Genomic DNA, 19,527 nt, shown 5'->3' with positions numbered 1-19,527 from the left:
GTGACGGGCAGACATACGTAGAAAGGGCGTTGCTTTTTGGTCGTACTATTCTGGAATAGTGGTGATTCATTTTTAGGCCGTTAATTATGTCACGGCCCCTTGGCAACGGTCGGGCATCAAGCACGCCCCATCCCCGCCATGATCGCCATCCAGGTCAGCCATAGAAGAAACGGGATGGCGACGACCCAAAAGAAGCCCATCAAGAGCTTACCATGCAACGCCGAATTACTCATCACAGCGTCCCACCGGTTATTGCGCGTCACGCCATCGGTCAGCTCAATGTCTGCCATCGCTGGAAGTTGTAACAGATTTCGCTTGAGTAAGGCCGCATTCGCTGGCGTCAATGTCTCCGTGAAGATGTTGCCGTCCTCAGTCTGGAAGTCCACCGCGTACCAGCTGACCCGCGTCCGCTGCCAGAAGTGCGCGTTGCCCGGAATACTGATGTGCCGCTCGGCCAGCTTCATTCGCCGAATACGCGCGTACGGGTATGCCTGGTATGCCCCCGGATCATCCAGAAACTCAATCACGGTAAAGAACAGGAGGCGTTGCGTCGTGAAGACCCACAGCCGATTGCCACGCAGGCTGTCCTGCGCCGCCGCGTACTGCTTAGCCGCTGCATTCTTGGGTGCGTACATCCCCATCAGACCGTCCGTTGCGACGCCAGAGTTCGCCTCGTTAGTCATCGGCATCAGGTTGACGACTCGCTCGCCAGGTGTTAGCAACGTGCCGACCTGTGCCATCACCTGGTGCATTGTGATATACAGCGCCGCTTCACGCGCCTTGTAGCGTTGGGTCAACGCCGTTGTCAACCCGACAGGGCGCGTCGGTGTCCCGTTCATTGCCTCAACGACGTGGATGAACGGATTACTGAGGATCGCCATTGATACCACCTCCTTGCCGCAGTTTTTTGCGGCCTCGAGACAGATGCTGGTAGACTGCGCTACGCCGCATATGGAGGCGCTGGGCCACGCCGCTTGCATCTAACCCCTGCACGAAGAACAGCTCGAAGACTTGCCGCTCGATCGACGTCAGCGGTGCGAAGAGGACTGCCCACTCCAGCGGTTCGCCTACCGACGGCGCGACCACGTCCACCGTGTCGATATCGAGCACCCGCAAGTCAGCCGCTAACCCGCGCTGATAGTCAAGCGCTTGATGTTTGGCGACCGCCGCGAGCCACGCCGCGAGCGTCCCCTTCGTTGGATCATAGGTCGCGATACGCGTCCACACCTTGTAGTAAACGCGATTCTCGACGTCACTCAAGTATCCTCGGCCATATTCATCACTCAGATAGCGCAGTGCGACCTGCCGAATGAGGACCCCATACGCGTTGATCAAGGCCACCAGTGCGGTGTCCGTCTGGGCCCGTAGCTGTGCGACTAGTTCTTGGTCGGTCATCATCTTCACCCGCTTTCCCCTACACCTATCATACGCACCCGAGCGTTGAATTCTGACAGGTGCACCCCAAAAAAGTGGGGCTCATCTCCAAAAAGCGGCAAAATGGCGGTCACCCCCTCGGATTCGATACGATAGAGGAGAAAGGTGGTGGTGTGATGCGCCCAACTATCGCGATCGTCGCCGACACAATGTCCGAACCGTCGCCGGTGATCAACTATAACAATGCGGATATCATTCCGAACATGATCAAAAACGCGATCATCCAAACCGGTGGGACGCCGATCGTCCTACCGTTTCCGGAACAGTACGGCCTGGTCAACACACTGGTCGACCAGTACATCCACCTGTTCGATGGGCTGATGCTGCCCGGTGGCCCGGACATCGATCCGCAGTTTTACGGGGAAGACCCCACCCCACAGATGGGTGAGGTCGTCTACCCTGAGGACGTGTTCGAGCTCGCGCTGATCCGCGCCACGGTCAAGCAGGGGAAACCGATCTTCGCGATCTGCCGCGGGATGCAGATCCTGAACGTCGCGCTGGGGGGCAACCTCTACCAAGACCTCGAGACCGATTTTCCCACCGCGACCATCCGGCACGGGATCGGGCCCAACGGCCAGTACCCGACCCACCCCGTGCGGGTGCGCGACGGCAGCCACCTGCACGCGCTGATCGGCAAGCGCGCGACCGTCAACTCCCGCCACCACCAGGCCGTTCAGCGGCTCGGTGCCGGCCTGCAGGTCAGTGCGACCGCCCCCGACGGCGTGGTCGAGGCGATCGAGAGCACCCACGGCGATCAATGCCTCGGTGTGCAGTGGCACCCCGAGAACCTCTACCTGAACGACCACCTGCAACTGCGCCTGTTCGCCGACCTCGTGCGGCGGGCGCAGGGTCGCCGGATCTGACCCATGACCATAACGAAGGGGCTGTGCCATAACGCGGTTTTAGCCCAGAGTATAAGAGCGATCCCCTGAAAAACCCGAACTTAGGTTTTACAGGGGATCGCTCTTATACGGCTTGCGCTGCCCGTTCGAACGGAGTGAGTTACAGGCAGACATGCGTTAGAAAGGGCGTTGCGTTATGGCACGTCACGTTATGGAATAGTCGTGCCACCAGAGGTTATGGCACAGCGCTTTTGATGTGATCTGCCTCACGCCGCCGAAGACTTCGCAGGCGCCGGTGTCAGCAGGTGATGCCGGTGCATGTAGACCATACTGCAAGTGGTCAGGGTGATCATGGTCAAGGCAGTCACCCCAAGGATCGGTAGCGCGGCGACGCGGTCGAACAGGACCCCGTACAGCAGTGTGCCCAGTGGCATCAACAGAGTCGCGACCGTGCCGGACAGGGAGAAGACGCGCCCTTGCACCGCCGGCGGGATCTGCTGCTGCATGAACGTGCCGACCGGGGCGTTGATGAACACCAGGCTCCCGCCTTGAAGGACGTTGAGCACGATGTAGACGGTCGTGTTGAGCCCACTGGACCAGCCTGTCAGCGTCGGCAGGGCGTAGAAGAACGTGAACACCCCGATCACCATGAGCCAAGTGAATGAGACCAGGATCGGGTGCCGTCGCAGCGTCAGCTGGCTGAGCAGGAGTCCCCCGAGGAACATCCCGATCGCAAAGGCCGCTTCGGTCCACCCGTACTGATTGTTGCTCAGGTGCAACGTCTGGATCATCATGTACGGCAATCCGACATTGAGCGCGGCGGCAAAGAAATTGATCCCTGCAGACGTCAGGAACACGAGCAGGATCAACCGCGCCCCCACCAGGTAGCGGAACCCTTCGACAAAATTCTGCCACACCGTCGGCTTAGGCGCCGCAGCGGCTGCAGGGGCCACAGGGGTCGCTTGGGGCCCCACGTCGAAGCGCAGCGCCAGGATCCCGGCCAGTGCCACCAGCTCGAAGCCCACCTCGATCAGGGCGAACTGCCCGATCGAGACCCAGGTGTAGACCAGCGCGCCGACCACCGGCGCCAAAAAGCCGGCCAGTGACTGCAGAGATTGGTTCAGCGCGTTGACCCGTTGTAGCTCGTCGCCTTCGAACAGCTGCACGAGGCTCGCCGACAAGGTGGTCCCGAAGAAGTTGTCGGCGATCTGTAGCACGATGATCAGCGCGATCAGCTCCTGGTAGTACGCGCCCGGCCACAGGGCGAACGCGAGGGCAAAGGCGATCAGGCCAACGGTGGTGCCGACTTGCGCGCACACCATCAGCCGCCGGTGCGCCCAATTATCGACCGCGTAGCCGACGAACGGGGTCAGCGCCAGCGACACCAGCGGCCCGGTGATCATCGTGACGCCCATGCCCAGCGCCGAGCCGGTGCGGCGCAGGATGTACAGCCCGATGGCAAACGCCAGCATGCTGCTGCCGAAGGTCCCGGCGAATCGACTGAGCAATAACTTAACCATCTGTGGGGTCACCCGATGCATGTCGCCCCCTCCTTTCGCGCTCGGCGTGGTCGCTGACCGCGCTCAGACATAGTGCACCGTGATGTCGCCCATCTTGAACTGGCCGATGACCGTCAGCAGCGGGCCCGTGCCCGTTGGCGTCGCCCCTTTTTCCCGGTACTCGCCGAGCAACAGACTGACCTTGAAGTCCAGCCGCCACTCGCGCGGCAGGTACAGCGTGACGTCGCCCATCGTCCCGTTGATCGTCACCAGCGCCTGCTCGCCCGCCATCTGGGCCTGGTCGAGGTAGAGCTTGACGTCGCCCATCGTCACGCTGATCTCAGCGGACTCGAACTGGTCGGTCTGCACGTACCGCACAGCGTTGGCCATGCGCACCATCACCCGCACCGTCGCGTCCTTGCCGTCGTACGACGCCGATTCGACCGGTGGCACCTGCGTGTCGCGCCAGCTGCGGCCGTTCACATAGACGTGACGCTGCCGGTGCCGGCGCCACGGCGCGACGATGATCGACAGGCCGATGCTGATCAGCAACGCACCGCCAAGCAGCGTCCAAGGCACCAGCCGCTGAATGCCCAGCGGCCCAGCCCACACCATCGCAAGCAGTGCGAGGGCGAACACCGCCGTCGCCACCTCGAGGTTCGCCAGCGCCTTGAGCGTCGCGGCGGCCAGGATCAGGGTAAAGAGCCACGGCCAAAAGCCGATCGTCACCGTCAGCCACCCCATTTTGCTGGCGAGCAAGACGCCGCCGCCTGTGAGGAAAAACAGGCCCCAGAAGAGCTGACTCACCGTTGTTTTTGTCTTCATTCTCGCTTCTCCTCCTTAACCGCGGCGTGCGTCGAGGCGCGCCAGCAGCGGTTTGACATTGCGCCTCGACGCGAAGACCTGCTTGTGTGACTGACGAAAGGCGACTGCGCAGCTGGACAGCGAGCGCGTCACCGCGGCCACCTGATCGAGGTTGATGACCGTGGATTTGGCCACCTGCATGAAATTACCCGGCAGCGTCTGGATCAGCGCGCTCAGCGTGCGCCGACTGACGTAGATCGCCGTTGCCGTGTGCACCTGAAGCTGCCGCCCTTCCGTCTCGATGAACAGGATGTCCGCGAGGGGCAAGAAGTGCTCGGTGCCGCGTTGCGTGACACTCAGGGTGGTGGTGGTCGGCGCCAGCAGCGCCTGGAGCTGCGCAACGACCGGATCATCGGCCCGGCCACGGATCACGACGCTGGCCTCTTGCGCCTCTGGATCTGGGATCACTTCGACTCGGATCATCACCACCCCCTTCTTCGGTATGAGTCTATTACAACCCTAATAATGAGAAAATGGAATGATTTCTGCGTGAACGGTCAAATTTTCCGGGTGAACGGTCTGGTACGCGACAGCCGAATGGTCAACACGTTACACTAAAAATAGAGAATCTCGAGAGAGGAAGTGAGCCCATGCGCCCGATCATCGCTATCGCCGCAGATACCATGCCCGACACCACCGTCTACACCAAACCCAACACCGTCGACATCTCGCCGACGATGTTCAAAGACACCATCGTCCAAGCGGGCGGCGTGCCGATCATCATCCCGTTCCCAACCAACGCCGCCTTGCGCGCCGAGCTGATCGCTGCGTTCGTGCCCCTGTTCGACGGCCTGCTGATCCCGGGTGGTCCAGACGTCGACCCGACGCTGTACGGTGAGCAGCCGCGCCAAGAGATCGGCGAGACCAACCCGCCGCGCGACCAGTTTGAGCTGGCGCTGATCCGCGCCACTTACGCCGCCGGCAAGCCAATGTTCGGGCTCTGCCGCGGGAGCCACATCTTGAACGTCGCGTTCGGGGGCAAGCTCTACCAAGACCTAGCGACCCAAAAGCCAGACGCCGTGCGCCACCTGCAGCGCACCTCGGGGGAGTACCCGACCCACCACGTGCAGATCGCGCCAGACTCGCGCCTGCACCGGGCGATCGGAGACACCGCCTACGTCAACTCCCGCCACCATCAGGCCGTGCGGACCGTCGGCGCCGGCATGCGCGTCGCCGCGACCGCCCTCGACGGGACGATCGAGGGCTTCGAAAGCGTGGAAAACGACCTCGTGCTCGGCCTCCAGTGGCACCCCGAGAACCTGTGGGCCAGCGCACCGGAGCAGCTGAACATCTACTCCGACTTCATCGAGCGGGCGATCGCCCACCGCATCCACCGCGAAGCGGCTGGCGCCCAGCCGGCGTGAGCGCAACAAGGCCCCTGAGCGGTTGCTCAGGGGCCTTGTTACGTCTTCGTGCATCAGTCGTGCGTATACCGCAGCACCGCAACGATCGGCTGATCCATCATGTTCTCCGGCAAAACCTGCACGGTCCCGCCTTGCGCGATCGCCATATCGGCGAGGTCGTTCAGCAAGTTGTTGTGCTTCGCGCGGTCCGACTGCGCATCGAGTTGGCCGTCGACGAAGCGAGCGTTGACCCGCGCACCTTGGCGGATCACGAGCGTGGCGACCGCGTGGCGATCGAGCGCGGCGATCACCGCCGGAAGATCCGCACGGAAACGGCCAGTGCCGCGGGCGTGGTCAAGGTCTGCCAGTGTCTGCTGGTGACGCCGGATGCCATTATCGAGGCGCAAGATGGCCAATGCGTCATCGAGGTCCGCCAGCGTCAGGTTGTTCGGGCTCTGCTCGATCTGCATCGTCCCGCTTAAGTAGCTGTTGCGGCTGACTTCGCGGAACACGGCTAGATTCTGCGGAAGCCCGAACAGGACCAGGCGCCGTTGGTTCGGCTTGGAGTAGTGGTCGGCGATGTAGGTATCGACCGCCTGGTAGTAGCGCCGCTGATCGATCGCATCCTCGGCCGCCTTATCGTTGTGCCCGTGGTAGCTGACATGACCACTACCTTGCGGGATCGAGTTCGTGGCCCCGCCACGCAGCTCGGTCCCCAGCGTCCCTTTGAGCGTCAGCGGCGCGTCTGCCGGCAGTGCGGTCGCCGTCAGCACATCCCCGGCGTTGTGGTACAAGGCGATGCTGTCGCGTTGTAGGGTCAACAGGTCGAATTCAAAGTGGCGCTGCATGTCGAGCAGCATCGGGAGCACCTGCGGCATCGCGGTGACCATCGCGCTTTCGCTCACCGGGTACTCAAGTTCACGGGCGTACAGGTTCACCCCGTCGCAGAGCAAGCCTAGGCCTGGGGCCGTTACGTCGGCCAGTCGCAGCGGGTCATCCAGCCAAGGCTGAAGCGCGGTTTGATACGGCGTCCAATCGACCGCCGCCCAAGTCTGCGCCATCACGTCTTTGGCGTGATCGATCAGGTGGCGCAGTGTGAGGCGCACCTTGTCCCCCTGGTTCGGCTCGACGGGCAAATACAGCGAGACGGTCGGCGTATTGGCAGTGGCGAGAAACTGTTGCAAGGATAATTCTGTCTGGATCGGCATATTGATCTCCTTTCTTCGTTCCTACCTCCAGCCTATCAGGCCGAGCCACGTCGGCGCAAAGTTTCGGCCTAACGGTGGCCCACCGCGACTCGAACGCGTCCGCCCATTTAATTGCTTGCGCAAGCAATTAAATGGTGTTAAAGTGGTCCCACCCACTAGTGGGCGTAAACCGCATCAAGGAGGCTCCCCATGCATGAAGTAGACGAACAGATCACCGCGATCAACATCCTGTCACGCCGGCTCACCACCTACCTGGACAAAGTGCTGGCGCCGCTCGCGTTGAGCGCGAGCACGTATTATTTTTTGATCAAGATCGACCAGGCCGGGCAACTCACGCAAGACCAGCTCTTCCAGCGGGTCTTCCTCAACCCCAGCAACGTCACCCGCCGACTCGATCAGCTGACGCGCCAGGGCCTGGTCGAGCGGACCCCGGACCCCACCGACCGTCGCGCCCGGATCATCCGGCTAACGCCGGCGGGCCAGGCGCGCCTGCCGCAGATCGACCAGGCCCTGCGCGCGGCCAACGCCACCTTGTTTGCCGGCCTGAGCACGGCGCAGACCCAGACCTTGCAGGCGGCCTTCGCGCAGATCAGCCAGAACTTAGACACAACGGAGGTGCATGACGTATGACCCCATTGATCGTGCTCGGCCGCACCCAGACGCGGCTCACCCTACCCGATGATTACCGTCAAGTCGCCACGCTGACCGAACGTCGCAACCAGGAAGTCGTAACGATCGAACGCTACCAAGCGAACGGGCCGGCGCGCCCGTTCGCCCCGCACATTTCGCTGGTCTACGGTCAAGACCAGCGCCTGATCAGTTTCAACGATGCGGCGCGGACCACCACCGGCCCCTTGCCGGCCACAGATACGGCCCTGGCGATCGCGCTGGCCACGTTCCAAGCACTCGACCCCCAGTACGCCGCAGCGCTTCAGTTCATGCGCATTGACCGCCAATCTCGTGACGTCCACGATGCGACCGGTCAGCGCACCGCCGTCTCGCTCCTGTGGGTCAAATTCGCGCACCCCAACGGCAGCTATAACTGGGTGTCGGTCAGCGCGCAGGGGCGCATCGTGGAAGTCGAGCGTGAGTCCTACTGGGATTATCGACACAACCGCCGCCTCACCGAAGAATGGAACTACGACGCTTGGGTGCTCGCGCGGCGCGGTCAAGGGCCAAAGCCGGCAGCGCCAGAGGCCCTCGCCTGAGAGGGGGTACAGGGATGACTTCAGACCCATTCGATCGCCTGATCGCCCGCCTGAGTGCGGTGAACGAGCGCATCCGCCAACTCGAAGACGTCGACACGCCCACCGCAATGGCCAAAGGCTACAGCGCCAGCGGTGCCACGCTAGCGGAAGTCACCGCCGACCTGGCGGCAGCCGAGAAGCACCGCGACCGGTTGCAGGCCCAGCTCGACCGGTGGCACGACCACAACTGATGAGCCCATCGCCCGATCACAAGCAGACGTCAAAAAAGCTGAGCGCATGCGCTCAGCTTTTTTGACGTCACTTTTTGGGTGCCTGCTTACTTGATCGGCGTCCACGTCCAGTCGAGGACTTCTTGGATATCCTCGCCGTGTTCGCGGATGTAATCGTGGTGGTACTGGAGGGTGTCGTCCATCTTCTGGATGAAGGCGCCCGCCTTCTCCGCGTAGCCAGGCACATGGGCAATGATGTCCTTGGCCAGGTGGAAGCGGTCGAGCTCGTTGAGGACACGCATGTCGAACGGCGTGGTGATCGCGCCTTCTTCACGGTAGCCGTGCACGTGCAGGTTGTGGTTGTGCCGGTCGAAGAAGATGTCGCGGATCAGGTCTTCGAACCCGTGGAAGCCGAAGAAGATCGGCGCGTCGGTGGTGAAGTAGCGATCGAATGCCTCGTCGCTCAGGCCGCGTGGGTCACGCTCTGGCGACCGCAACTTCAGCAGGTCAACCACGTTGATGAAGCGGATCTTCAGGTCTGGGAAGCTGGCATGCAGCAAGTTGATCGCCGCCAGGCTCTCCATGTTCGGTTCGGTCCCGGCCGCCGCGATCACGACGTCTGGTGCCACCCCGTCATCGTTGGAGGCCCAGTCGATGCGCTTCAACCCGTTCGTCGCCAGCACCTGCGCCTCGTCGATGGAGAAGAACTGCGGCCGTGGCTGCTTAGAGGCGATCAGCAGGTTGATCGTGTTCTGGCTGGTGAACAGCTTCGGCGAGATCGCCAGCAGGGAGTTGGCGTCCGCCGGCAGGTACTCGCGGATGAACTCGCCTTTTTTCTCCGCCAGATGGGTCAAGATCCCTGGATCCTGGTGGGTGTAGCCATTATGATCCTGCTGGAAGCTGGTGGAGGTGGAGACCACGTTCAAGGACGGGTACGGCTTGTGCCACTGCTCCTTGCTGGCTTCGCGCATCCACTTGAAGTGCTGCGTCAGCATGGAATCCACGACGCGCAGGAACGCCTCGTAGGAGGTGAACAGCCCGTGGCGGCCAGTCAGCGTGTACCCCTCGGCGAAGCCTTCCGCCTGGTGCTCGGAGAGCTGCGAGTCGATGATCCGGCCAGCCGGGGCCAGCTTCTCGTCGCAACCGTTCGGATCGATCGGTTCTAACCACTGCCGGTTCGTCGCTTCGAACAAGCCGTACAGGCGGTTACTCATCGTCTCATCTGGGCCAAAGACGCGGAAGTTGTCCGGGTTGTGGCGGATCATGTCGCGCAGGTAGTCCGACCAGACGAGCATGTCTTGCTTCACGTTCTTGCCACGCTCGGTGTTGTCCAGCGCATAGTCGCGGAAGTCTGGCAGCACCAGTGGCTTAGTGTTGTAGCCCATGTTCGTGATCGGGTTAGCCGCCATGCGCTTGTCGCCCTTCGGGGTCAGCGCCTTCAGCTCCGGCTTCAACACGCCGTTGTCGTCGAACAGCTCCTCTGGCTTGTAGGACTTCAGCCAGTCTTCGAGCGACTCTGCATGGGTCATGTCGTCACGCTTGACTGGGATCGGGATCTGGTGGGCACGGAAGGAGCCTTCGATCGGCTCGCCGTCCCAGCTCTTCGGGCCAGTCCAGCCCTTCGGTGTGCGCACGATCAGCACTGGCCAATGCGGCATCGTCGCGTCACCGGTCTCGCGGGCGTGCTTCTGGATCGCCTTGATCTTCTCAATGGCGGTGTCCATCGCCTTAGCCATCAGCGGGTTGAGCTTGTCCGCATCGTCGCCCTCGACGAAGTACGGGTCCCAGCCCATCCCCTCGAAGTACTTGCGCAGATCGTCATCGGACTTGCGCGACAGGATGGTCGGGTTGGAGATCTTGAACCCGTTCATGTGCACGATCGGCAGGACCGCGCCATCGGTGATCGGGTTGATGAAGGTGTTGGAGAACCAGCTAGCCGCCAGTGGGCCAGTCTCGGTCTCCCCGTCACCGGTCACCGCCGCGGCGATCACGTCGGGGTTGTCGAGGATCGCGCCGGTCGCATGGCTCAGCGCGTAACCGAGCTCGCCCCCTTCGTGAATGGAGCCTGGGATCTGCGCGTTGGCGTGGCTCGCCGCCCCACCCGGGAAGGAGAAGCGCTTGAAGAGGATCTTCATGCCCTTAGCGTCCTGCGTGATATTCGGGTAAGTCTCGGTGTAGGTGCCATCGAGGTAGGCGTTGGAGATCATCACTTGGCCACCGTGACCAGGGCCTTCGATGTAGAACATGTTCAGGTCATATTTGTTGATCACCCGGTTCAGGTGCGTGTAGATGAAGTTTTGGCCAGAGATCGTGCCCCAGTGGCCGATCGGATAGAACTTCACGTCGCCGGATTCCAGCGGGCGCTTCAGTAGCGGGTTATCCGCGAGGTAGAGCTGCCCCACGGAGATGTAGTTCGTTGCCCGCCAGTATGCGGTCATTTTGTCAAAGTAGTCTTGTGAAGAATAGTCAACGGCTGTCGTCATGACGATACCACCCTTTTTTGAATTGTTGGCTTCAGTATACCACCTGGAAAAACAAAAATCACTTAATTCCGCTTAAAAGTGCTTAAATTGTCGTGACATCTACTTAGTTTTAGTATAGGCCACCAACCGCGTGACCCCCAACGAATATGCTTGTGCCAGGCAATTCGCCCGCCCTGCCCAATTCATCACGCCGTCGCCTCGCGGTGGTGGTACACTATGGGTGAGATCGGGGTGCGGGGGCGCACCCACCGACCGCCAGACACTCGGCCGGGTCTTCAAAGGAGAGGATACAGATGAAATTCTCATCGTTCGATTGGGTCATTCTCGGCTTCGCGGCCTGCGCGCTCGCGCTGCTGATCACGTTTCACGCTGCCATCGAGGCCGTCGTCGTGGCGGCGCTGATGGTCGCCGTGGTGGCGCTGGACCGTCATCAAGGCGGCCGCCAAGCGTAGCCTAAGTCATCGTTATCAAGGGGGGTGAGACGTCAAGTCTCACCCCCCTTGACGTCTCCAGGGCCAAAACTTTTGGACTTAAACTACAAATTGTAGCTTGCATTCTTCAGCGATTCGGTCTATATTTACTTTTCGTAATATTCATTAAGCAGAATACTAGCCAACGAAAGGAGTCTCACCATGGTCAAACACCGGACGCTCGATCACCAGAAGATCGTGGCCGCTGCTCAGACGATCGCATGCGAAGACGGGTTCCAACAGCTCTCATTCCAGACGCTCGCCAAGCGCCTCGATATCCGGTCGCAGTCGCTGTACAACTACTACGACAACATCGATGGCGTGATCGAGGCGATGGGCACCGAGTTCATGACGACCCTGTACGCCCAGCTGATCGAAGCGGCGACGGGCTTGTCGGGCCGTGCAGCGCTACAAGCTTACGCCGAGAACGCCCACGCGTTCTTCCAGTCGCACGGCGCGCTGGTGCAGCTGATCTACTACGTGCACCACTACCCGGAGAACAGCCCATTCGTCCAGGCGACCGGCAAAGTGATCCAGCTGCTCAAGCGGCTGATCAACCACGTCAAGCTGCGTCACATGTCCCACGAGGCCTACGTCCAGGCGCTGATCTCCAGCGTGCTCGGGTTCTCCGTGCTCGAGGTGATGGGCTTTTTGCCTCCCGACCCTGACCAGGCCGATTCCTATTCGCAGCTGACGACGTTGTACCTCAATGAAGTCGCGGCCGACGCGTGAGCGCGGCCGCATGAAGGAGTGTTTCATAAGATATGATCAAAGATGAGTTCGGCTTCATCAAGAAAAACAAGCTGATCATGCTGTCCGTGCTGGTCATCATGATCATCCCCTTCCTATACTGTGTCTTCTTCCTGAAGTCCGTGTGGGATCCTTACGGCGACACGCAGGCCCTGCCCGTCGCCGTCGTCAATAACGACCAGTCCGTCAAGTACCAAGGCACGACACTTGACGTCGGGAAGCAAACGGTCAAGAAGCTCAAGAAGAACCATGAGCTCGGCTGGCGGTTCGTGACCGCCAAGCAGGCCGCCAAAGGACTGAAAGACAACAAGTACTACACGGTCGTCACGATCCCTTCGAACTTCTCCAAGAACGCCGCAACGCTGTTGGATGAGCACCCGAAGAAAATGCAGCTGACCTACAAGACCAACGACTCCCTGAACTATCTGAGCCAGGTCATCTCCGGTATCGGTGTCGACAAGCTCGACAAGGAGATCCGCGCCAACGTCACGAACGCTTACGCCAGCGCCATTTTTGACCAGATCAAAACGGTCGGCAAAGGCTTCAAGACGGCGGCCAGCGGGGCCACGCAGCTCAACGAAGGGACTGTCAAGCTGGACGACGGCATTGACACCTATACGGTCGGCGTTTCCAAAGTGCACGACGGGATCCAGACCATGAGCCTGAAGGTCAGCCCGCTGACGAGCCAGATGAAGGCCGCCGCGGCCGGGGCCACGAAGATCAACAACGGGCTCAACACGCTGGGCAGCAAGGTTGGGCCGCTTACCAGCGGCGTGACACAGCTGAACAGCGGGGCCAACCAGTTGCAAAGCGGGGTCGCGGCGTACACCGCCGGCAGCACCAAGCTGACCGCTGGAATTCACACGATGAAAACCGAAACGGATCAGATCGATCCCGCGCAGGTCGCCAAGCTTCAAAAAGGCAGCAGCGATCTGACCAAAGGCACCAGCGAGTACGTCGCCGGCGTCACCCAGCTTGACGCCGGTATCAAGCAGCTCCCAGCAAGCTTTACCAAGCTGCAAGGCGGGCTCCAGCAGATCAGTGATGGCGTTGATGCCATCAAGGCCCGCGTGGCCAAAACCAAGTCCGATGCCACCACGCAAGGCTTTGCCGTTGTCATGGACTACAACAAAGCAAAGGCACAGCTCAAGGCGGCCGGGCTTGACGACGATTCCGCTGCCATGCAGTCACTCAACAAGATGTACGCGGACTTCAACACGTTTGCGACTACCCAAAGCACTGCCACCGGTAACGCCAGCGATACCGACAAGGAAACCCTGTACGCAGGGCTCAACACCTTGCAGGCCGGTAGCCAGCAGCTGATGGCGGCGCTCAGTGCCGCCACAGCGACTAACGAGGATATCACAAAAGCCGGTTCGCTCACGCAGCTACTAGCCGGTAGCCAGCAGCTAGTCGCCAAAGGCAAGGAACTGACCGATGGCATGACTGGACTCAATGACGGCACCCAGAAGCTCACGGCCGGCATGCCCGCGCTGCTCGCCGGCATCAAGCAACTTGACGCCGGTGCGCAACAGCTCAGCGCCAACAGCCAGGCCCTGAACAGCGGCGCCACCCAGCTGGCTGGCGGTCTCGGCACAATGAGTAGCCAACTGCCACAACTCACCAGTGGCGTCAGCCAACTTCAAGCTGGTAGCAACGAGCTCGCCACCAAGCTGACCGCCGGTGCCGCGCAGCTGCCACAGCTGACGGACGGCGTGTCCCAGCTCCTCGACGGCACCACGCAGTTGACCAACAACAGCAGTCAGCTCACCGATGGTGCCGGCCAGCTCAAGGACGGGTCCAAGACGCTGGCAAAGGCCCTGAAGTCTGGCGCCAAGCAGGTCAACGGCATCAATCTGACCGATAAGACCGCCGACATGATGGCCGCGCCGACGAAGGTCAACCACACCTTCTTCAGCAAGGTCGCCAACTACGGCCACGCGCTGGCACCTTACGTCCTGTCTCTCGCCCTGTACGTCGGCGCACTGGTCTTCAACTTTGCCTACCCGATCCGCAAAGTGTCCCACGAAGGGGGAACGGCAACGCAGTGGTTCCTCTCCAAGATCGTGCTCGGTGGCCTCGTGGCGACCGGCATGGCCCTGGTCGAGGCCACGATGATCATGGCGTTCGGCCTGCAAGTGCAACACGTCGGGCTGTTCTACCTGTTCGCTTGGCTGTTCGCGCTCGCCTCGATGTACCTGGTCATGTTCCTGTCCATGTGGCTGGATAATCCAGGCCGCTTCGTCGCGATGGTCCTCCTGATGCTGCAACTCGGTGGGGCCGGCGGGACGTTCCCGATGGAGATCACCAACGGGTTCTACAACGCCATCCACCCATTCCTGCCGATGAGCTACTCGATCATGGGCTTCCGTCAGGCCCTGACCAGCGGGATCGCCAGTCACACGATCACCGGCGCGATCATCTTCCTGATCGGCGTCGCCGGCGCTTCCCTGGCCTTGCTCTGGGTCGTCATGCAATGGCTCCAGCGCAAGCACCTGATGGGTGTCTCCCAGCTGGATGACAACCAGAAGCTCCAAGCGGTCGAAAAATGATCCGAGCAAACAACGCGCCTCCTGATGGGGCGCGTTGTTTTGGTGTCCGGGCCGAGTCGTTTTAGTTGTCAAACCCACGGGCCCGCAGTAGACTGCAGATAATCCAAGGGGAGCTCGCCTGGTGATCGCGTCAGCGCAACGCGGTCGTTCACCGACGGGTAGCCGAAATCATCCAGGGGATATTGCTTCCTCAGTAGGCTAGGCCGGAGTATCGATACGGTGAGGCGTGATGAGTATGCTCACGTTAGCTGGTCTAAGTCGGATGACACCACCGGGCACAAGGCAAGACGGTGGTGATCGGTGCAACTGCACGCTGCCACGCCAGACGGTCTGAATCTGGCGGGATAATCAAGACGGTGACGCAGACTGACCGCGTCACCACCCGGCCGGTCGATGGCAGACCGTTCACCCCCGGCCGGGCGCCCCCGCGGGGCAGCCGCGGTAGTCAGCCAAAGGCGTCCTCAGGTGCCCTGAGGGCGGCTTTGGTGCGTCTGAAAACTCCAGAGCGGAGAAGCGCGGTCATGCGGGTTGGGCTAAGGCGGCCTAACGTGAGGCCCCGGGCTTGGGCCTTGCGTTGGGACGACTTAGACCGCACCCACATGCGCTTCGCAGCTCGACGAACCAGAGCGGAGAACTCGTGGGCTTAGCGGGACGACTAGCCTAGCCGGGCGCCTTGGACCGCTCATGGGTCCAAGGTGTCCGGCGTAGCTGACACATGCAGCGATGCTTCATGTGTCCTGCGGCGTGAGGCGAAGCCGAACGGAAGCAAGACATGCCCGCGTTGCGAGTCCGCAGCTCGACGAAAGTCGGGAAGCAGTCAGCAAGCACCCAACCGTTGGTGAGTCCCCGCCCAACGTCAGCCCCCCCAAAGCCACAATATTGTGCGCTGCCCCACCGCCCGAAAAACAGCCAAAAGAGGTCTGCCGCCCCGCGCTTTCACGCCGGTCTGGCAGACCTCCGCTTTGTCTATACCATGGCCACCCGAACGCGACAAACGCGTTCGGTCAGCTACGGTCAGTGGGTGCGCACGTCCTCGAAGCCGTAGACGTCCCGGACGATCATCAGCTCCTCGTTGGTCGGCACGACCAGTGTACGGACCGCCGCACCCGGCGCGGTCAGGTCGATCTCCTTACCGCGGGCCTGATTCGCCTCGGGGTCGATGGTCGCGCCCAGGTAGGTCAGGTGCTGCATGATGCGCGCGCGCATCTCGCCGCCGTTCTCGCCCACGCCACCGGTGAAGACCAAGGCATCGATGCCGTTCATCACCGCGGCGTAGCTCCCGACGTACTTGGCAACGCGGTTGGCGTAGATGTCCAGCGCGAGCTTCGCCAGCGGCGCCTCGTCCTCCACCGCCTCCAGGTCGCGCTGGTCCGGCGAAAGCTCGGAGAGGCCCAGCAGGCCGGATTTTTGGTTCAAAATGGTGATCATGTCATTGATATCCGTCAAGCCCAGCTTGCCCATCAGGTAGGCGAGCAGCGACGGATCGACGTCGCCGCTGCGCGTGCCCATGGTCACGCCGACGACCGGCGTGAAGCCCATCGAGGTGTCGACGGAGCGACCGTCGCGCACCGCGGTGACGCTGGAGACCGAGCCGAGGTGCATCACCACCAGCCGTAGCGGGCCGCTGGGGCGATGCAGAAGCGTCGCTGCGCGCTGGGCGACGTAGCGCACGGAGGTCCCGTGCGCCCCGTACTTGCGCGCCCCGTACTGTTGGTAGTACTGGTACGGGATGCTGTAGAGAAAATTCTCCGCCGACATGGTCTGGTGAAACGCCGTGTCGAACACGGCGACGTGCACCGCCCACGGCATCTCGCGGCGGAAGATGTCGATGTACTTCGCCTCGACCGGGTTGTGCAACGGGGCAAACTCGCCGAGCGCCTCGATGTGCTGCAGCACCTCCGGGGTGATCACCACGGATTCGCTGTACCGCTCACCGCCTGCGACCACGCGGTGACCGACCCCACTGATCTCGTGCAGGTGGCGGACCAAGCCAAGGTCCTTGAGCTGGGTCATCACATCCGCGACAGCCTCATGGTAGTTGCGGATCGGCTGCCCTGAGCGGTAGACCTGCCCGCCGTACTTGATCTTCACGGTCGACTCCGGCTGACCGAGGCGATCGATCAAACCATCGGCCAGCTCCACTTCTTCGGGCATGTCGAAGAGCTTCCACTTCAGCGTTGAGCTCCCTGCGTTGATCGCTAATACTTTCGTCATTGTCCCGCTTCCTTTCGTGTCGGCCTCAGCCATGCGTCATTCCCCCTCGGCGCCTGGGGCCGGGTGGGTGTCGTGCCAGTGCTTGATCTGGGCGAGGCGCTGCTGGACCTTGACCTCGCTGCCCTGATCGGTGGGCACGTAATAATGGTGGTTAACTAAATTGTCAGGCATTGTCTGCATCGCCGTCAACTTATCTGCTGTGTCGTGTGCATATTCGTAATCCTTGCCGTAGCCGAGGTCCTTCATCAAGTCGGTCACGCCGTTGCGGATCTGCAGCGGCACCGGCTCGGCTAGGGTCTCCAAGGCGTCTTTTTTGGCTCCTTCATACGCCGTGTACAAGGCGTTGGACTTCGGCGCGAGGCTCAAGTAGACGACCGCGTGGGTCAAGTGCACCGCGCACTCCGGCATGCCGATGAACTGACACGCCTGGAAGACGCTGGTGGTGATCTCAAGCGCCCGGCTGTCGGCCATCCCGACGTCTTCGGAGGCGAAGCGCACCAGCCGCCGCGCGACGTACAGTGGGTCCTCGCCGGCTTCGAGCATCCGGCTCAGCCAGTACACCGCGGCGTCAACGTCCGAGTTGCGCATCGACTTGTGCAGCGCCGAGATCAGGTTGTAGTGCGCCTCGCCGTTCTTGTCGTACAGCAGCGCTTTTTTGGTCAGCAACTGGCCGACCGTCGCGGCCGTCACCGTGATCGGTGCGTCGGGGGTGGTCGTCGCGTTCGTCACCGCCATTTCCAGCGTGTTCAGCGCCACGCGCGCGTCCCCATTGGCGAACTCAGCGATCGCGTGCAGCAAGTCCTGGTCGATCGTCACCTGCGCCAGCCCATAGCCGCGCGGATCCTGCAAGGCGCGCTGCAACAGGTCCACCAAGTCGGCGGTGGTCAGCTGCTGCAACACGAACACCCGCGTGCGCGACAGGAGCGCCGCATTGACCTCGAAGGACGGATTCTCGGTGGTCGCACCGATCAACGTGATGCTGCCGCGCTCGACGTAAGGCAAAAACGCGTCCTGCTGGGCCTTGTTGAAGCGGTGGATCTCGTCGACAAAGACGATGGTCTTGCTGCCCAAAGCGCGGTTCTGCTCGGCCTCAGCCATCACCGTCTTGATCTCCTTGATGCCGCTGGTGACCGCCGAGAAGTTGACGAACTGCGCCTTGGTCTGGCGTGCGATAATCTGCGCCAGCGTGGTCTTCCCGACGCCGGGCGGCCCCCAGAAGATCATCGACGGGATCTCATCGTTCTCGATCAGCTTCGTCAATACCGCATCGGGCCCGACCAGGTGCTGCTGCCCGACGAATTCGGCCAGCTCCCGCGGCCGCATCCGGCTTGCCAGCGGCTGAAGCTGGCGGCTTCCTGCTTCGAATAAATTCCCCATCCTGACTCCTTCCTGCGGGCAAGTGACCCCGCCCGCACCACGATCGACTGACTTTATGATAACATCGCGCGGGGATATGCTAAACTGGACACGTGCATGATTATAGATAGCGAGGTGCTCATCATGTCTGAATCCACTCCAACCGAGTTTCCCAAGGGCGAATTCGCCGCTTTTTCCACGGCGAAAATGTCCTACTTCCTGCCGGTGCGCGACGACATCACCCGTGAGGTCGTCGACGCCTTCTTCGGGGCCGACGCCAAATTCGTCGCGCTGACCCCGGTGCCGGCCGTCGAGATCCACATCCCGCACACCGAGAGCCAGATCGCGACGCCAGGCAACCTGATCGCCAAGTTCGTCAACGGCAAATACAAGGTGATCGACGCCGACTACTACCACAAGAACTTCAACGCGCCCTTGACCGACGACGACGATCAGGGGATCTTCTAAGGAGCCGCTTATGCCACACTTCGAAAAGTACCACCCGCTGCTGTCCGCGCACTACCAGCTGGACTGGCTGACCCTGTACCGCCTCAAGGACGTCGCGCGCCTGCGCCAAGACCCCTTGCAGGCCGCGGTCTCTGGTCGAGCCGTCGATGACTCGATCGAGGCGACCGCCCGCTATGTCAACCGGGCGATGCGCCTGGTGATGGCCGACGAGTCGCTCCTGTACGGCATCGGCGACCGGCAGTCCAAGGCCTTTCTCGGCAGCATCTGCCTCTGGCACTTCGACGCGGCGCGCACCACGGCACAGCTGCGCGTCGAGCTCCTGCCCGAGGTGGATGCGGCCGTGCTGACCGAGATCCTGCCGCGTGTCGCCGGGTTCGCGTTCTTCGAGCTCGGACTCGCTCACCTCTACGTCCTGCTACCGGCAACGGCCACCACCATGCGGACCGCGCTGGAAGCTAGCCGCTTCACCGCGGCGCCGACCGAGCGCACCCGCACCCTGCCGGACGGCACCAAGGTCCCGCTCCTGCGCCTCGCGCTCGACGCGACGACCGTGGCGACGGACCCGGCGTTTCAGTTCTAACGATCAGACACTAAAGGGCCCCCAGTAAGGGGGCCCTTTAGTGTCTG

General features: G+C 61.8%; 19 protein-coding genes. 10 read left to right on the top strand and 9 right to left on the bottom strand.

Features of this window, described 5'->3' with window-relative positions; translation table 11 throughout:
* Positions 1-116 precede the first annotated feature (116 nt).
* Together HII33_RS12530 and HII33_RS12525 are read right to left on the bottom strand one after the other, a co-directional pair.
* Positions 117-881 carry a hypothetical protein gene (locus tag HII33_RS12530; protein WP_179396160.1) on the bottom strand — a complete coding sequence of 255 codons (765 nt, stop codon included), beginning with the start codon at positions 879-881 and terminating at the stop codon, positions 117-119.
* Entirely contained in the window at positions 865-1,398 is a 534-nt protein-coding gene (locus HII33_RS12525; RefSeq protein ID WP_246287468.1) for an RNA polymerase sigma factor, read from the bottom strand. The genes HII33_RS12530 and HII33_RS12525 overlap by 17 nt, the downstream gene beginning before the upstream one ends.
* A 152-nt stretch (positions 1,399-1,550) precedes the next feature.
* On the opposite strand from HII33_RS12525, the gene HII33_RS12520 reads away from it, so the two are divergent.
* Positions 1,551-2,297: a gamma-glutamyl-gamma-aminobutyrate hydrolase family protein gene (locus HII33_RS12520; protein WP_179396158.1), complete on the top strand. Its 747-nt coding sequence runs from the start codon at positions 1,551-1,553 to the stop codon at positions 2,295-2,297.
* A 245-nt stretch (positions 2,298-2,542) separates the two neighbouring features.
* On the opposite strand, the gene HII33_RS12515 is transcribed toward HII33_RS12520, so the two are convergent.
* Genes HII33_RS12515 through HII33_RS12505 form a run of 3 tightly spaced genes read right to left on the bottom strand, consistent with a single transcriptional unit; the run spans position 2,543 to position 5,062 of the window.
* The gene (locus HII33_RS12515) at positions 2,543-3,817 is read right to left on the bottom strand and encodes an MFS transporter (protein WP_179396157.1); all 1,275 of its coding nucleotides are present in this window, start codon (positions 3,815-3,817) and stop codon (positions 2,543-2,545) included.
* A gap of 42 nt (positions 3,818-3,859) precedes the next feature.
* Complete coding sequence (locus HII33_RS12510; RefSeq protein ID WP_179396156.1) at positions 3,860-4,600, bottom strand: LiaF transmembrane domain-containing protein; 741 nt, start codon at positions 4,598-4,600, stop codon at positions 3,860-3,862.
* Between the two features lie 15 nt (positions 4,601-4,615).
* Positions 4,616-5,062, bottom strand: coding sequence for a LytTR family DNA-binding domain-containing protein (locus HII33_RS12505; protein WP_179396155.1), 447 nt, complete (start codon positions 5,060-5,062; stop codon positions 4,616-4,618).
* 167 nt (positions 5,063-5,229) lie between these two features.
* Between HII33_RS12505 and HII33_RS12500 the strand changes: the two genes are divergently transcribed.
* Positions 5,230-6,003 carry a gamma-glutamyl-gamma-aminobutyrate hydrolase family protein gene (locus HII33_RS12500; protein ID WP_179396154.1) on the top strand — a complete coding sequence of 258 codons (774 nt, stop codon included), beginning with the start codon at positions 5,230-5,232 and terminating at the stop codon, positions 6,001-6,003.
* A gap of 53 nt (positions 6,004-6,056) precedes the next feature.
* Here the strand turns inward: HII33_RS12500 and HII33_RS12495 are convergent, their stop codons facing one another.
* Complete coding sequence (locus HII33_RS12495; RefSeq protein WP_179396153.1) at positions 6,057-7,190, bottom strand: baeRF6 domain-containing protein; 1,134 nt, start codon at positions 7,188-7,190, stop codon at positions 6,057-6,059.
* 189 nt (positions 7,191-7,379) lie between these two features.
* Between HII33_RS12495 and HII33_RS12490 the strand changes: the two genes are divergently transcribed.
* The 3 genes from HII33_RS12490 to HII33_RS12480 are packed head-to-tail and all read left to right on the top strand — an operon-like array spanning position 7,380 to position 8,628.
* Positions 7,380-7,820 (top strand): MarR family winged helix-turn-helix transcriptional regulator, encoded by a 441-nt coding sequence (locus HII33_RS12490; protein ID WP_179396152.1) that lies wholly within the window; start codon positions 7,380-7,382, stop codon positions 7,818-7,820.
* A complete protein-coding gene (locus HII33_RS12485) occupies positions 7,817-8,398 on the top strand; it encodes a hypothetical protein (RefSeq protein ID WP_179396151.1) in 582 nt (193 codons plus the stop codon). The genes HII33_RS12490 and HII33_RS12485 overlap by 4 nt, the downstream gene beginning before the upstream one ends.
* A 14-nt stretch (positions 8,399-8,412) precedes the next feature.
* Positions 8,413-8,628, top strand: coding sequence for a hypothetical protein (locus tag HII33_RS12480; protein WP_179396130.1), 216 nt, complete (start codon positions 8,413-8,415; stop codon positions 8,626-8,628).
* An 86-nt stretch (positions 8,629-8,714) separates the two neighbouring features.
* Here the strand turns inward: HII33_RS12480 and HII33_RS12475 are convergent, their stop codons facing one another.
* Complete coding sequence (locus HII33_RS12475) at positions 8,715-11,090, bottom strand: phosphoketolase family protein (RefSeq protein WP_179396150.1); 2,376 nt, start codon at positions 11,088-11,090, stop codon at positions 8,715-8,717.
* Positions 11,091-11,383: 293 nt separating this feature from the next.
* Here HII33_RS12475 and HII33_RS12470 point away from each other — a divergent pair, with 293 nt between their 5' ends.
* The 3 genes from HII33_RS12470 (at position 11,384) to HII33_RS12460 (ending at position 14,862) form a co-directional block, all read left to right on the top strand.
* Positions 11,384-11,542, top strand: a complete 159-nt coding sequence (locus HII33_RS12470) for a hypothetical protein (RefSeq protein WP_179396149.1) — start codon at positions 11,384-11,386, stop codon at positions 11,540-11,542.
* A gap of 180 nt (positions 11,543-11,722) precedes the next feature.
* A complete protein-coding gene (locus tag HII33_RS12465) occupies positions 11,723-12,292 on the top strand; it encodes a TetR/AcrR family transcriptional regulator (protein WP_179396148.1) in 570 nt (189 codons plus the stop codon).
* Between the two features lie 32 nt (positions 12,293-12,324).
* Positions 12,325-14,862 carry a YhgE/Pip domain-containing protein gene (locus HII33_RS12460; protein ID WP_179396147.1) on the top strand — a complete coding sequence of 846 codons (2,538 nt, stop codon included), beginning with the start codon at positions 12,325-12,327 and terminating at the stop codon, positions 14,860-14,862.
* Positions 14,863-15,876: 1,014 nt separating this feature from the next.
* Here HII33_RS12460 and HII33_RS12455 read toward each other — a convergent pair.
* Positions 15,877-17,076: an acetate/propionate family kinase gene (locus HII33_RS12455; protein WP_179396146.1), complete on the bottom strand. Its 1,200-nt coding sequence runs from the start codon at positions 17,074-17,076 to the stop codon at positions 15,877-15,879.
* Between the two features lie 36 nt (positions 17,077-17,112).
* Positions 17,113-18,453 carry a replication-associated recombination protein A gene (locus HII33_RS12450; RefSeq protein WP_179396145.1) on the bottom strand — a complete coding sequence of 447 codons (1,341 nt, stop codon included), beginning with the start codon at positions 18,451-18,453 and terminating at the stop codon, positions 17,113-17,115.
* Between the two features lie 123 nt (positions 18,454-18,576).
* Here HII33_RS12450 and HII33_RS12445 point away from each other — a divergent pair, with 123 nt between their 5' ends.
* On the top strand, positions 18,577-18,900 hold the full coding sequence (locus HII33_RS12445) for a hypothetical protein (RefSeq protein WP_179396144.1): 324 nt from the start codon (positions 18,577-18,579) through the stop codon (positions 18,898-18,900).
* A gap of 10 nt (positions 18,901-18,910) precedes the next feature.
* The gene (locus HII33_RS12440; protein WP_179396143.1) at positions 18,911-19,480 is read left to right on the top strand and encodes a GNAT family N-acetyltransferase; all 570 of its coding nucleotides are present in this window, start codon (positions 18,911-18,913) and stop codon (positions 19,478-19,480) included.
* Positions 19,481-19,527 lie beyond the last annotated feature (47 nt).

Origin of the sequence: Lacticaseibacillus absianus, assembly GCF_013407595.1 — a bacterium.
In the GTDB taxonomy this organism is placed as follows: Bacteria; Bacillota; Bacilli; order Lactobacillales; family Lactobacillaceae; genus Lacticaseibacillus; species Lacticaseibacillus absianus.
Note: the sequence above shows the minus strand (reverse complement) of the source record. Positions and strands in the feature narration are given on the sequence as shown.